The 12,663-nt window shown below is 65.3% G+C and carries 14 protein-coding genes; 7 read left to right on the top strand and 7 right to left on the bottom strand.

The features are described 5' to 3' along the window. Window position 1: 1 nt before the first annotated feature. Together K5L49_RS13695 and K5L49_RS13700 are read right to left on the bottom strand one after the other, a co-directional pair. On the bottom strand, window positions 2–685 hold the full coding sequence (locus K5L49_RS13695; RefSeq protein WP_223693560.1) for a hypothetical protein: 684 nt from the start codon (window positions 683–685) through the stop codon (window positions 2–4). An 8-nt stretch (window positions 686–693) separates the two neighbouring features. Continuing rightward, window positions 694–2,433 carry a CocE/NonD family hydrolase gene (locus tag K5L49_RS13700; RefSeq protein ID WP_223693562.1) on the bottom strand — a complete coding sequence of 580 codons (1,740 nt, stop codon included), beginning with the start codon at window positions 2,431–2,433 and terminating at the stop codon, window positions 694–696. Window positions 2,434–2,628: 195 nt separating this feature from the next. Here K5L49_RS13700 and K5L49_RS13705 point away from each other — a divergent pair, with 195 nt between their 5' ends. The 3 genes from K5L49_RS13705 to K5L49_RS13715 all read left to right on the top strand — a co-directional run bounded on the left by K5L49_RS13705 (window position 2,629) and on the right by K5L49_RS13715 (window position 4,818). Further along, entirely contained in the window at window positions 2,629–3,267 is a 639-nt protein-coding gene (locus K5L49_RS13705; RefSeq protein ID WP_223693563.1) for a TetR/AcrR family transcriptional regulator, read from the top strand. Further along, the gene (locus tag K5L49_RS13710; protein ID WP_223693565.1) at window positions 3,264–4,331 is read left to right on the top strand and encodes a magnesium and cobalt transport protein CorA; all 1,068 of its coding nucleotides are present in this window, start codon (window positions 3,264–3,266) and stop codon (window positions 4,329–4,331) included. The genes K5L49_RS13705 and K5L49_RS13710 overlap by 4 nt, the downstream gene beginning before the upstream one ends. Before the next feature lie 241 nt (window positions 4,332–4,572). After that, the gene (locus tag K5L49_RS13715; protein ID WP_223693566.1) at window positions 4,573–4,818 is read left to right on the top strand and encodes a hypothetical protein; all 246 of its coding nucleotides are present in this window, start codon (window positions 4,573–4,575) and stop codon (window positions 4,816–4,818) included. A 50-nt stretch (window positions 4,819–4,868) separates the two neighbouring features. On the opposite strand, the gene K5L49_RS13720 is transcribed toward K5L49_RS13715, so the two are convergent. Further along, window positions 4,869–5,300 (bottom strand): phage holin family protein, encoded by a 432-nt coding sequence (locus tag K5L49_RS13720; RefSeq protein WP_223693568.1) that lies wholly within the window; start codon window positions 5,298–5,300, stop codon window positions 4,869–4,871. Between the two features lie 445 nt (window positions 5,301–5,745). Between K5L49_RS13720 and K5L49_RS13725 the strand changes: the two genes are divergently transcribed. Beyond that, window positions 5,746–5,982, top strand: coding sequence for a hypothetical protein (locus K5L49_RS13725; RefSeq protein WP_223693570.1), 237 nt, complete (start codon window positions 5,746–5,748; stop codon window positions 5,980–5,982). 46 nt (window positions 5,983–6,028) lie between these two features. Here K5L49_RS13725 and K5L49_RS13730 read toward each other — a convergent pair whose 3' ends face one another. Continuing rightward, entirely contained in the window at window positions 6,029–6,511 is a 483-nt protein-coding gene (locus K5L49_RS13730) for a MarR family winged helix-turn-helix transcriptional regulator (RefSeq protein ID WP_223693572.1), read from the bottom strand. Between the two features lie 124 nt (window positions 6,512–6,635). On the opposite strand from K5L49_RS13730, the gene K5L49_RS13735 reads away from it, so the two are divergent. Together K5L49_RS13735 and K5L49_RS13740 are read left to right on the top strand one after the other, a co-directional pair. Continuing rightward, window positions 6,636–7,292, top strand: a complete 657-nt coding sequence (locus tag K5L49_RS13735) for a Pr6Pr family membrane protein (protein WP_223693573.1) — start codon at window positions 6,636–6,638, stop codon at window positions 7,290–7,292. Window positions 7,293–7,314: 22 nt separating this feature from the next. Continuing rightward, the gene (locus K5L49_RS13740; RefSeq protein ID WP_223693575.1) at window positions 7,315–7,530 is read left to right on the top strand and encodes a hypothetical protein; all 216 of its coding nucleotides are present in this window, start codon (window positions 7,315–7,317) and stop codon (window positions 7,528–7,530) included. Window positions 7,531–8,231: 701 nt separating this feature from the next. Here K5L49_RS13740 and K5L49_RS13745 read toward each other — a convergent pair. Then, window positions 8,232–8,384, bottom strand: coding sequence for a hypothetical protein (locus K5L49_RS13745; protein ID WP_223693577.1), 153 nt, complete (start codon window positions 8,382–8,384; stop codon window positions 8,232–8,234). Between the two features lie 158 nt (window positions 8,385–8,542). Between K5L49_RS13745 and K5L49_RS13750 the strand changes: the two genes are divergently transcribed. Continuing rightward, window positions 8,543–9,352 (top strand): COG4705 family protein, encoded by an 810-nt coding sequence (locus K5L49_RS13750; protein ID WP_223693579.1) that lies wholly within the window; start codon window positions 8,543–8,545, stop codon window positions 9,350–9,352. A gap of 144 nt (window positions 9,353–9,496) precedes the next feature. Here the strand turns inward: K5L49_RS13750 and K5L49_RS13755 are convergent, their stop codons facing one another. Both K5L49_RS13755 and K5L49_RS13760 read right to left on the bottom strand, forming a co-directional pair. Then, on the bottom strand, window positions 9,497–11,275 hold the full coding sequence (locus tag K5L49_RS13755) for a glycoside hydrolase family 3 protein (protein ID WP_223693580.1): 1,779 nt from the start codon (window positions 11,273–11,275) through the stop codon (window positions 9,497–9,499). Window positions 11,276–11,332: 57 nt separating this feature from the next. Further along, entirely contained in the window at window positions 11,333–12,628 is a 1,296-nt protein-coding gene (locus K5L49_RS13760) for an MFS transporter (protein ID WP_223693582.1), read from the bottom strand. Between the last annotated feature and the right edge of the window lie 35 nt (window positions 12,629–12,663).

Raw genomic sequence — 12,663 nt, forward strand, 5'->3', positions numbered from 1 at the left:
GCTACGCGGATCGCTCGGTGGCGGCTCGCAGGATCCAGGTACGGAATTCGACGGCGAAGTGCTCGAGGTGCTGGTCGATGACAGCGGGCGCGCAGGTCGCCGGCAGCGTGACGGAGAGCCGTGCGGTGAACCCGTCCGGCTCCTCGTCGAACGCGTTGGCTATCGAGCCGACGACCGTTCCGTCGGCGAGGAGCATGTGCGACCGGCGACCGGCGGGCCGTGACCGGTCCGCTGCCGGAAGTTCCTGATCGACGATGACGCTGTCGTCCCAGGGTCGCATGAAGAACGAGCAGACGTATTCGTCGAGGGTCTCGACGATGTTCACGTTCTGCCCGGGCGCTGCGTGGATCGAGTAGTGCTCGGGATGCCCGGCGAGCATCACATCCTCGCGGGCGAACGCGGCACCGAGCCAGGCGCCGAAGGCGGCCGCCGTGATGCCGCGCGCTCGGAGCGTGGTCGTACCCGTCGCTTCCTCACCGGCGGAACGTTCGAGGTGCCCGCGCAGGAAAGCGTCGCCGGCCGCGATCTCGTCGGCGAGCAGTTCCACGAGGCGTTCGCGGCCGAGCTTCCGCTTGAGCAGCTCGAGTGCACGCCGTGCAGAGAACAGCTCGAAGCCGTCGATGGTCGCGTCGGTGTTCTCGCCGCTCAGTCGCACGGTCGCCTGGATGTTCGTTGCTCTGCTCATCTCGGGCCTCATTTCGTTCGGACAGGAAGCTGAATGGAGGAGGGGTACCGCCCGCCCGTGTGGATGACGTGGGTGCCGGCGTTCGCGCCGATGTACTCCCGGATGCCGGGCATGAGGGTGCCGAGCAGGTTGCGGGAGCTGATGACGAAGCGCAGCTGCTCGCCCGGATGGAACGCGAGGCCGACGGGGAAGAGGTCGATCTCGATGTCGACGATCTCGCCGGACGCGACCTTCTCGACCCTGTCGAAGGTGTGCGCGGGCACGTCGTCGGTCGTGAGCGTCTCGTCGAGGTTCCGCAGCGAGATCCTGAGGCGTCCGTCGGAGCCCTTGTAGCGCAGGATGGTGGCGCCATGATCGGTGAGGTCGTGTGCCATGGCCGACTGGTTCGGTACGGTGAACGCCTGCAGTGGTGTGCCGAACCGGTCGAGCTTCTGCACGAGCACGAAGAGATCCATGTCGTCGGCGCCCCTGGCTTCGACGAACAGGTGTGCCTTCGGATACCCGACCAGCACTGTCTCCTCGTCGAAACGGGTGAGGAACGACACCGCGTTCGGGTTCGCGTCGACTGCGTACGACGCCTCCGCCTCGGCCTCGGGAGCGGAGGTGCCCAACGTGCGGGTGCGGGCATCCAGATAGAACGTCGTCGAGGTGACATCGGCGGGTGGGAACGAATCCGCCGGCACATTCACTTCGTCACCGCCCTGGAGGTCGAGCACTGAGTACCGCACGCGCGGGGTGGTCTCCCAGCCGTTGTCGACGCCGAGCAGGTAGTGGTCGAAGAACCGGCGGAGGTCCTCCACGTTCGTCTCGTCGTAGTAGTCGGGCCATTCTTGGCTGTTGTGGATCCGCAGCCACTTCTCGTCGGAGGCGATCCGCCGCCAGGCCCGGAAGGTGCCGGCGGTGTGCAGCGTGTTCGAGTAGCTGGCGACGATGTAGGCCGGGACGGTGATCTTCTCGAACTCGGGGATCTTGTTCTCCCAGAGCTCGGTCATCAGCGGGTACCGCTCGGCCTCGGAGAGGATGTCCTCCTTGCGGTTCCTGCCGAAGAAGCTGCCGTCCTGGAGCTGCTGCGCGAACCCGGTGTCCGGCATCCCGCCACGCATCACGAGGTCACGGTAGACGTCGCTGACGCCCTCCCACGGGTTGATGGCCACGAGGTGCGGCGGCTGCTCGGCCGCCGTGAACCACTGTGACACGGCGAGGTAGGACGTTCCGCTCATACCGACCTTGCCGGAGCACCACTCCTGCGCGGCGAGCCATTCGATCACGTCATAGCAGTCGCGGCCCTCTTGGCGATCCCACAGCACGCTGTCGCCCTCGGAGTCGACGACTCCACGGATGTCCACGTTGCAGATCGCGTATCCGCGGGCGCACCAGTACGCCGGGTCGGGCGCCTCGAACTTCTCCAGCCCGGACACGGTGTCGTTGGACAACCCGACCAGACCGAACACACCCATCACGCTGACCGAGGTGCCTTGCGCCTTTCCATACGGGCTCCAGGCGACGATCACCGGCACCGGGTCTGTGCCAGCCGGCCGGAACACGTCGACGTGGATCGTCGTGCCGTCCCGAAGCTGCACGGCGGTGTCCTTCTCGAACACGATGTCCACCGGGAGGGCCTTGAACGGTGGGGCGATCCGGAACCCGGCCTCGAGGGTGCGGGTGCCGGGATCGAACGCGGTCAGGATGCCGGTCCTGGCGGGCGGCAGCGGCTGAGAGGGTACGAACATCATCTGGTCTTCGCTCATCACGAGTGCCCTTCTTTCGTGAGCCCTTTCGTCCTCAGAGCTCGGCGTCGAATCCGAGCGTACGTTCATTCGCGTCTTAACTCAACGGGTGTTGAGAAACTGTGAGGAAGCACCGAGGCCGAACGGTCGCTGACCGACGTTCACTAAACTCAACAAACGTTGAGAAAACGTCATGGCGTCCGGTAGATTGAGGTCATGACAGCCGACTCCCAGTCCCGGCAGGCGCGTGTTGGGCGAAGGCCGGGGGGTGCGAGCACGCGCGCGGCCGTGCTCGCCGCCGCGCGTGCGCGCTTCGCCGGTGACGGGTTCGCCGGTACGACGATCCGACGTGTGGCGTCGGATGCCGGAGTGGACCCGTCCCAGGTCATGCAGTTCTTCGGCTCCAAAGACGAGCTCTTCGCGGCCGTCATGTCCGTTCCTCCATCGGCGCTTCGGCGCTTCGACACCGCGTTCGAAGGTCCGGACGCTCACCTCGGCGAACGCGTCGTCCGCGCGTTCCTGGAAGCGTGGGAAGGGCCACCCGACGAGTCGGAACCACTGATGGCCATGCTTCGAGGCGCGATCGTCAACGAGCAGGCCAATACGCAGTTGCGGGACTTCATCCAGGCCCGCCTCATTCACGGGGCGAAACGCAGCACTGAGGTCACAGCGCTACGCGCCGGCCTGGCGGCCGCAATGCTCGTCGGCATCATCACCAGCCGGCGCATCATCGGCGTCGCCACGCTGGCGAAAGCCGATCACGAGGAGCTGATCGCGACGGTCGGTCCCGCGATCCAAGCGATCCTTGTGCGTGACCCACACGGTGCTGCGTCGCACGAAGGAGCTGAGGGTTGAACTCGATCGACGGACACATCTACATCGATGGCCGCCGAACGGCCGCGCCTCAGAGCCTGGCCGAAGCGGCAGCCGCGCTCCAGTCCGAGAACGCATCGGCCTGGATCGGACTGCTCGATCCGGATCCGGCGACCCTCGAGGAAGCCGCGACCAGATTCGGGTTGCACCCCCTCGCGGTCGAGGACGCCCGCAAGGGCCACCAACGGGCGAAGCTCGAGCGTTATGGCGACACCATGTTCGTCGTCCTCCGGCCCGCCACGTACGACGACCGTGCCGAGCAGGTCGCCTTCGGGGAGATCCATTTGTTCGTCGGCCCGCGCTTCGTGATCACGCTTCGGCGCGGCGGAGGACCGGACTTGGCGGCCATCCGTGGCGCGTTGGAGGCAGAGCCGGCCTTCCTCGGGCTCGGTCCGGAGGCGATGCTCACCGCTCTGCTCGACGAGATCGTGGACGGCTATGCACCGGTCGTCGCAGGTCTCGAAGAGGACATCGATCAGGTCGAGGACGGCCTGTTCGCCGGTGGTCACGTCGACCCCGCTCTGTCTGAACGCATCTACCGCCTTCTCGAGCAGGTGATCGCGTTCCAGCGGGCCATCGGGCCGCTTCCCGGCATGGTGCAGGGCCTCCTCCGGGGCGCGGAGCGCTACGGCACCGACGACGATGTGCAGAATCGGCAGCGCAACGTCCTCGATCACATCGTCAGGGTCACGGAACGAGTCAACACGTGCCGGTCACTGCTGGAGAACGCCCTCACCGTTCATTCGACTCTCGTCACCCTGGAACAGAACGATGCGATGCGCCGGATGTCGAGCGCAAGCCTCGCTCAGGGCGAAGAGAGTCGCCGGCTCGCGAAAGAGACCATCGAACAGGGCGAAGAGGTCAAGAAGATCTCCTCCTGGGCGGCGATCCTGTTCACGCCGACGCTGATCGCCTCGATCTACGGCATGAACTTCGACCACATGCCGGAGCTCCACTGGGTGTGGGGCTACCCCTTCGCCGTCGCGCTGATGGTCGGCCTCGGAGTCGGGCTCTGGGGGGTATTCAAGTACAAGCACTGGCTTTGACCGCCTGGTAACGAGGCAGCCGTACACGATGTGGGTCGGACTGAGGCCGTGTGACAGGGAGGCCGCGGCGTGACAACGATTTGACAGCACTTGAGCGAAATCGGAGAGCACCGGACGACGTCAAGCTGTGTCCAGAACCGTTGAATTCTCGCGGGTTTTGGCGATCTCATAGGCGTTCAGTGGGGCCGCGCTAGAGTTCGAACCCCACGCCCTCCGCAGCGGGTTGGGCGGCTGGATTCCAGTGATTCACTGGGTTCCGCCCCGAGCCGCGATCACGGACTTCACGATTTACGCACAGTCCGGGGGAGCGGGCGACCCGGCCGGACGAGGGCTCGGCAGCGCCGCCAACCCTGTGCTCGTGACCACCCAGGTGATCCTCTGGGCGCCCATGATCGCCGTGATCGTCAGCTTCGCCCGCGAAGACGCACGGGACAGCAAGCTGCGACGAGCCGAATCGATCGCGACGAGCGATTCGCCCACGCCATAAGACGTCGATCAGCGGCGCGCGTTCCAATGCGAGCCCGCCCCGCCCCGGACTCACGTGCCGGCGCCTGTTGCCCGGTCGTAGAGATCGCCTGCCCGTTTGCGGATGCGGTCTTCGAACAGGTCGTAGACGATGAAACCGGCCCAGAGGATGAGCGTGCCCCAGAACCACCCCCAGAAGCTGGTGATGCGCACGCTGGAGAACACCACCGCGATCCAGAACACCGCGAACGTCACCACCAGGTCCACCAGGTAGGTGAGCGTCTTGCCGCGCAACCAGGATGCCCTCGACTGCAGTCGAGTGCCGCGGTTGGTCAGGAAGGTCGTCAACGCCGGTTTGATCAGCACGGTGGCGGCGGTCAGCACGATCGCCGCCCAGAGAACACCGATCCCGCCTTTCACCTGAGGCAGGAGCAGTACCACGACGAGCAGCAAGATCAGGTTGATGACGAACGCGACCCCGACCAGGAGAACCCATTTGCGCATGATCTGTGCTCCTAACCGCCAAGAACGGTCGAGGCGACCATCACGTGACTGTTCCCGACGATCTCTTCATAGGCGAACCTGGCAATAGCGTTCATAGTGCCACCCCTTTCGTCGTCGCCTCGTCATGAGCGGGCTACTTCTTTCCGCCGCCGAGCAGTCCGCCCAACCCGCTTTCACGCGCCCCGCGGCGCGACCGCTGGCCTCACCCTAGCGGGGCGGCCACCGTGCGCGACAGCCCCCGCCGAGTCAGGACGCCCGTCACCGCGAGCGTCGCCGGCCACGATGCCGTGCAGCCCTTCGGTACGGTCACTGTGACCGTTCAGGTTCCTGGCGGCAGCGAGCCGAAACTGTAGCTCGCGGTGCCGTCGATCCAGGACCTGAACCCCTTCATTAATCGTGGCGTTGGTGCAATAATTGCGTACTAGCAATTAATGGGGTGAGAGCGATGAACAACGAGAATGAACGCGACTTCGCGACCGAACGCGACTCGCTGGAGGGGCAGTACACGCAGCATGGAGACACGCGTCGGCGAACGGTGCACGGTCAGTACACCGAGACCGAGGCGGATGCACCGGACCCGCGCGTCGAAGGGGAGTACACCGGAGCGTCCCACCACGGTGAACGGCCCGAAGTGACGAGCACGGAGAAGCGGCACGGGAATTACCCGAAGGCGGAGCACTGAGCCGATAAAAGGCTGCCCTGCCGATGGGCGCAGTCCGTTCGGTCGGTCACGGATTCAGTGAGAACGCGAACCGTCCGTCGTGGATGGCCTCGCCGCCTGCTGCACGCGCGAAGATCTCGAACGCGTCTGCGATGCGCATCTGGTCCGTCTCCGGCAGACTCTGCAGGACCTGAGCCATCGACGACCGCCGACGGTCGAGCACGTGGTTCACAAGGTCGTTGCCCGTCTCGGTCAATTCGAGGCGGATGTAGCGGCGGTCGGCGGGGTGGTCCGAACGCACGATGTACCCGGCGCGCACCAGCTTCTCGCATGCCCGAGTCGCATTCGACGGATGTACTCCGAGCTCTGTTGCGACGGCGCCGAGATTCTGCGGGCCGGTGGCGGCGATCATCATCAGCACACGCAATTGCGGCGTGGTGACCCTGTCCTCGACCTCGAAGACCGACCGGGCGGCGACGCGCATCATCACGTTGGCCGCGGACAGCGCCGCATCGACTGCCCGGACTGCGGCCGCCCTCGAACTGGTCATGGGACCAGTATTCTCCTAACCGTTGCGACTGCGCAACCCTTGCGCGTTACGGTGGTCGGACCGGCCGGGCCATCTCACGGACCGCGGGGACCGCCGCCGGACCGGATCCTTTATGCTCGCAGTGATGAGTAGCCGTTCTTCCGCCGTTGGGTTCCGCATGATTCTCGCGGTCGGGTCTCTGGCTGCGATGGTGTTCCAGTTGTTCGCTGTGCACATTCCCAAGGGGTACAGCGTCTTCAACTTCTTCACCTATTTCACGAACCTGTCGAACATTCTGATCAGTGTCGTCTTCATCATCTCAGCGCTCCGACTTCTCAACGTGAGGCGTGCCCCGACGCCGACCGACTCCGCCTTCCGCGGCGCCGCTGTCGTCTACATTGCGTTCGTCGGGTTGGTCTTCAACACTCTCCTGCGCGACGCCGATCTCTCCGATATCGATCCGGTGGTGAACGTGATCCTGCACTTTGCCCTTCCGATCGCGGGGGTGGTCGACTGGCTCCTCTGGCCACCGATGAACCGCTTGCGCGGGCGGGTGATTCTGTGGTGGATGATCTTTCCCGCTGTCTATGCCGTGTTCTCGATCGTGCGCGGCGCATTCACCGGAATCTATCCGTATCCGTTCTTCAACCCGGACGCTGTCGGCGGCTACGGCGCCGTGACGCTGTACTGCCTGACGATGGTCGCCGGCTTTCTGCTCCTGGCGTTCGCTGTGAGGGCCGCCGGGAACTGGCGGCACTCCGCCCACGAGGCGAAAAGGTCGGCGACAAACGCAGCCCAATGAGCTCCGCTGACTCAACGTCGCGATGACCAACGTCATATCGGTTGCTTGCTCGGTGACTGAACTGGATGACCGGTTGACCATGTCACGCATCTTCACACGCAAGTTCAATCCGGGCCGGGCTCGCTGGGAGTTGGTCGTGCGACCGGAAAGGGATGTCTATGCCTTCCCGCTGACGCTGGCGATCGCCGGCCGTCAGACGCTGGACGGCCATCGCCGCTACCTCGTCGGCATGGCTTGAGACATAGTTCGACGTCGATGCATACGCATTGATGGTTCCCCTCGGAAGTGCTCCTGTGGAGAGAATCGCCCCAACTCCCGAGAACTTGACAACAGTCGATCAAACGCCCGGGAGAACTACCACACCCCTCGATTAGGGGCGGGCTGGGAGTCGAGCGTGAACTCGTGGCCGTCGACGACAACGGTCAAGGGGCTCGACTGAGAGATCGAACCTGGGACCCGGACTTCGTAGGTGTTTACTGCCAGGTCCGCGGTGCATGCGCCGAACCACCCCTGACGCTTCGTCACCGAAACCTCTAGCCGGTCATGACCCAGCTCGCGCACACCTGTCGGCTCGACGGGGCATGAAGACCCACCCCAGAGGGACACGGCCACTAGATCACGGCCGTCGGCCCACTGCACCCGAGGGGCAAGATCAGGGTCGGGCAGATCAATCTGGCCGGGTGTCGGAGGCAGTGAATTCAACGGGCGCGAGCCATTCGGCATCCCCTGATACGAACGTTCAGCAATCGAGCCTGCGGCGCAGCCGGAGAGCATTGCCAGCGCACCCACTGCGACAGCCACCGCCCCGCCCTTGCCCCTCCAGCTCATGGCCCGCACTCTACCGGTGTCCAACGAGATTCGCCCAACGATCGGTTTCTTAGTCGTATTCGGGCGTATGGACAATCTATTTGGCGGGGATCCCGGACAACCAGGGGACTGTCAGAAATGCTGGGGACCTGCTCCCGCCGTTCCGGACGGTGAGTCGGGTGCGCCATCGCTCTCGGCTTGGACGTCTATCGCCTGGACGAGCAATTCGAAGGCCACGAGGCCGGCGACAGCGGCCAGCCCGACGAGAATCCCTGCGACGATCATCCGCATACTGCAGCTTCCGCTGCCCTTTCCAAGAAACTTCCCATCGGGTGCGGCTGAACCTTGGACGCTTCTTAGGGAGGAGACGATCGACTGAGTGCGAGGCGCAGCCTCAGTAGTGTCCCGCTCCATCCGACCCGATCACTCGAAGGGCAACACCTATGACCGAGCCGAAGAATCTCGCGCTGCGTGAGAACAAGGTGCCCGAACCAACCGCATCGTTCTGGACGATCAAAGTCCTCGCGACCACGGTCGGTGAGACGGCAGCAGATCTCATCTCATCACGCCTGCACCTGGGAACCCAGTTGACCACGGTGGTGATGGTTGCCCTGTTCCTTGTGGTGTTCGTCGTCCAATTCCGAAGCCGACGATATGTTCCAGGTCTGTACTGGCTGACCGTCGTCTTGATCAGTGTCGTCGGGACGCTGATCACCGACAATCTCACCGATGGGCTCGGCGTTCCCCTCGCTGTTTCGACGGGCGTGTTCGCCGTCGCGCTGATGGCGACGTTCGCGATCTGGTACGCGACCGAACGCACGCTCTCCATCCACGACATCGTCACGCGCCGGCGGGAAACGTTCTATTGGTTGGCAGTGCTCTTCACCTTCGCGTTGGGGACGGCTGCAGGCGACCTCCTCGCCGAGCAGCTCAACCTCGGCTACCTCGCTTCCGCTGGCATCTTCGCCGCGGCGATCGTCATCGTCGCCGTCGCGCATTTCGTCTTCCGGCTCGGGGCGATCGCCGCATTCTGGATCGCGTACGTGCTCACCCGCCCGCTGGGCGCGTCTTTCGGCGACCTTCTCGCCCAGCCGACATCGGATGGAGGGGCGGGACTCGGCACCATCGTGACCAGCGTCGTCTTCCTCGCCGCGATCCTCACCCTCGTCATCTATTTGACCATCGCGCGCTCACGGCGCGCTGTTCCTGCAAAAGATCGTCAGACAGGCATCGAGGAGCCGGCCGGCGTCTGATCGTTCACGGGATCGGTCCGCCCACGCCGGTCAGTGTTCTCTCGCTGTTACGGATCGGACGGGGACCGTTCGCGCTGAGCATGCCGGCGGGATTCTGAGACCTCGCAGCTGAGCGACGCTCCCCGTTTGCTGCCGACAGTCACGTCACCGCCGATGGGCGATCGGATTCGCGACGAGCGCGGCGCGCTGGATACCGGCACCGTGCGTGAAGGCAGGGGCGGCCGTGTCGAATGGCACGTCTTCGCGGGACTGCTCAATCGCGGCCATGCTGCTCGGAAGGTCGAACGGCAGCCTCCCTGTGAACGGCGTTGCGCCTTGGAGGGCATCGATGACAACCTGGTCGCTCGCCCCGAACTCGACGACCAGCGCCGAGAGTGATGGCAGCAACTCGGTCAGGACGGCCGGCCGCTCGAGATAGATCACCCCGATCGTCGGCGCGTGCTTCGCGAGCTCGCCGAGGTGCGCGACGATGTCTTCGGAGAAGTCGATGCGGCCGCCGTGAAACCAGTCGCCCAGTGCGCTCTCGGGGTCGGGCTGCCAGGGGGCGTCCAGTCGCACGATGTTCAGGTCGGCCTCCTCCGGAGTGGTGACGACCGTCAGCTCGTGTTCGACCGTCGCCCAGTCGATGCCCTCGGCGAACACGCGGGCGCCTGGGCGCACAGGCAGCACGTCGGCGTCGGCGAGGAGCGTCAGGGACTTCGCCTGCGCCTCCGTGCCGAGCGCGCGCAGCGACGCATCCGCACCCACTGCTCGGGCCGCCTCGATGTCGGCGTAGCGGTCCTCGAAGAGTCCGAGCACGAACTTCTCCCTCAGGATGCGGCGCACCGACTGGTCGATACGCTCCTCGGAGACGCGCCCCGACCGCACCAGCTCGACCACGCGCTCAGGGCAATTGTCGCCACCGAACTGGTCGACGCCGACCGTGAGGCCGACCTCGAGACGCTCGGTCGGGCTGAGGTCCTCGAGGCCGTAGCCGTTCGGACCGAAGACGATGCCGGCCACGTCGGCCGACTCGAGCAGGTTCCAGTCGCTGACCACGATGCCGTTGAACGCGTAGTGCCCGCGCAGCAGGTCCCGGATGACCGGAGCATTGAATGCGAAGCCGCGCTCCTCCCACTCGGTGCCGACGGGCATCCCGTAGTAGGGCATCACCTGGCTGACACCGGCGGCGAACGCCGCCTCGAACGGACGGAGGTGCAGCTTCTGTTGACCGCCCGGGTAGACCTGCTCGCGGTGGCGTTTGTCGTGGGCGTCGAAGCCATCCAGCTGCGGACCGCCGCCCGGGAAGTGCTTCACCACCGCTGCGACACTCTCCGATCCGAGATCTGCGGTGCTCCGCAGCCCCTCGATGAACGCAGCCGTGAGCGACGACACCAGGTCGACGTCTTCGCCGAAGGTGCCGAACCCGCGCGACCAGCGCGGCTCGGTGTAGAGGTCGGCCATCGGCCCGAGGTACACCCGGATGCCCATCGCCAGGAATTCGCGCCGGATGGTGTCACCGTATTCGCGCACGAGGTCGACGTCTCCGATGGCGGCGAGGCCCGTATGCTCGGGCCAGCGCGAGAGCGAGTCGAGTGTGTGACCGGTGAACGGGGTGCTTCGGAAGCCGTTGCGCGGATCCGATGAGATCGTGACCGGGATGCCCAACCGCGTTTCGGCTGCGAGCTGCTGCAGCTGGTTGGTCCAGTCGGCGATCTCGGCAGCGTCCGCACCGTTGAACACGTTGAAGTGTGAGATGAGCTTGTCCGAAATGTCGCGCTGGGCATCGGCCAGGGCCTGATCGGCCGAATAGCCGGGCTCGGCGAGGGAGGTCGCCGGGTGGAACAGCAGTCCGGCCTTCTCCTCGATGGTCATGCGTGGGAGTAGGTCGTCGACGCGCTCGTCGGCGGAGAGGGCGGGGTTCAGGTAGGCAGGGGTGCTCATGGGACTTCTTTCGTGTCGGTTCAGTGAGGGTTTGGTCGGATCGTTCGCGACGCCCGGTCAGCGGGTTGCGCGGATCCTGAACAGGATCGGGATGCACGCGAGGCTCAGCACGCCGCCCACCGCGTACAGCAGCACATAGTTCGTGCCGCCGCCGATCGAAAGCAGCACGGGGGCCGCGAACGGGACGATCGAGAACGGCAAGGTGAAAGCGATGTTCACGATGCCGAGGTCGCGTGCGACGGTGGCGGAGTTCGGCAGGGTGGCGACGGCGAAGGCGATGTAGATGCCGAAGATGATGCCGGCGGCGACCCCGGCGGTCAGGGTCTGCCCCACGATGAAGGTGACCGGATCATGCGCGACGACGATCACTCCGATTCCGGCGGCCATGAGCACGGCGGAGAGGATGAACAGCGGTTTGCGTCGTCCTGTCTTGTCGCTGATCCAGCCGGCGAGCGGCGCGACGACCAACGACACGACCCCGCCGAGAAGCAGCGTAACGAACAGGACGCCCGGGAGATCGGCGTCCGAGACTCCGATCTGATCCTGGAGGTAATACACGGAGTAGGTGGACACGACGCCGTAGCCGAGGTTCACCAGGAAGAATGCGAGGAGGAACCAGGCGAAATCGGGGGCCTTGCGCGGGTTCACGTAGAAGCTGCCGAGGAACTGCTTGATGCTGAACGGGCTGCGGGGACCGGTGGCCGGCTTGTCTCCCTTGAGCAGAGCGACCAGAGCGAGGCCGAAAACGATCGCGGCGACGACCGGCAAGCCGATCTGGGCCAGGATGCTCGTCGGGAACGCCTGGATGAAGAAGATGCCGATCACCGTCGAGGCGGCGCTCGCCGTTCCGGAGAGCGCACCCACCACGCCTTGCTGCGATTCGGGCACGAAGTCGGCGACCACGGCGAGCGTCGCAGCGATGCACGCGTTGATGAACGCTTGCATGACGACCCAGCCGACGATGAGCAGGCCGACCGTCGTGCTCATGCCGATGATGGCCGCGCCGACTGCCGTGCCGGCGAGTCCGACGACGATCCAGGGGCGCCGACGGCCGAAGCGGCTGCGGGTGCGGTCGCTCAGCCGGCCGAAGAACGGGTTCGCGAGCACGGCGACGAGCGTGCCGACGCCGGCGACGATCGAGTATGTCGTGGTCTTGTTGGCGGGATCGATCTGGGAGATGCGCAGCGCGACGGTGACTGTCGCCGGGAGATTGATCGCCATCCAGATGCCGAACATCGCAAGCGCGTAGATGGCGATGAAGAGTGGGCCGACGCGGTGCGGGTCGGCGGGGTGTGCCTGGCTCTCGAAGGTCGCGATGAGCGGCGCTTCGGATTCGGGGGGCGTTGCGGTCATGAGAAAGACATCCTTGGCTTCACGGTAGGGGAATC

This window comes from Leifsonia poae (assembly GCF_020009625.1).
GTDB lineage: Bacteria > Actinomycetota > Actinomycetes > Actinomycetales > Microbacteriaceae > Leifsonia > Leifsonia poae_A.

What these genes read in the sequence shown, in the direction of transcription:
- K5L49_RS13725 (WP_223693570.1), top strand. Translation starts at nt 5,746, where the DNA reads ATGAACAACGAGAATGAACGCGACTTCGCGACCGAACGCGACTCGCTG.
- K5L49_RS13760 (WP_223693582.1), bottom strand. Translation starts at nt 12,628, where the DNA reads ATGACCGCAACGCCCCCCGAATCCGAAGCGCCGCTCATCGCGACCTTC.
- K5L49_RS13730 (WP_223693572.1), bottom strand. Translation starts at nt 6,511, where the DNA reads ATGACCAGTTCGAGGGCGGCCGCAGTCCGGGCAGTCGATGCGGCGCTG.
- K5L49_RS13745 (WP_223693577.1), bottom strand. Translation starts at nt 8,384, where the DNA reads ATGATCGTCGCAGGGATTCTCGTCGGGCTGGCCGCTGTCGCCGGCCTC.
- K5L49_RS13705 (WP_223693563.1), top strand. Translation starts at nt 2,629, where the DNA reads ATGACAGCCGACTCCCAGTCCCGGCAGGCGCGTGTTGGGCGAAGGCCG.
- K5L49_RS13720 (WP_223693568.1), bottom strand. Translation starts at nt 5,300, where the DNA reads ATGCGCAAATGGGTTCTCCTGGTCGGGGTCGCGTTCGTCATCAACCTG.
- K5L49_RS13735 (WP_223693573.1), top strand. Translation starts at nt 6,636, where the DNA reads ATGAGTAGCCGTTCTTCCGCCGTTGGGTTCCGCATGATTCTCGCGGTC.
- K5L49_RS13740 (WP_223693575.1), top strand. Translation starts at nt 7,315, where the DNA reads ATGACCAACGTCATATCGGTTGCTTGCTCGGTGACTGAACTGGATGAC.
- K5L49_RS13695 (WP_223693560.1), bottom strand. Translation starts at nt 685, where the DNA reads ATGAGCAGAGCAACGAACATCCAGGCGACCGTGCGACTGAGCGGCGAG.
- K5L49_RS13755 (WP_223693580.1), bottom strand. Translation starts at nt 11,275, where the DNA reads ATGAGCACCCCTGCCTACCTGAACCCCGCCCTCTCCGCCGACGAGCGC.
- K5L49_RS13750 (WP_223693579.1), top strand. Translation starts at nt 8,543, where the DNA reads ATGACCGAGCCGAAGAATCTCGCGCTGCGTGAGAACAAGGTGCCCGAA.
- K5L49_RS13700 (WP_223693562.1), bottom strand. Translation starts at nt 2,433, where the DNA reads ATGAGCGAAGACCAGATGATGTTCGTACCCTCTCAGCCGCTGCCGCCC.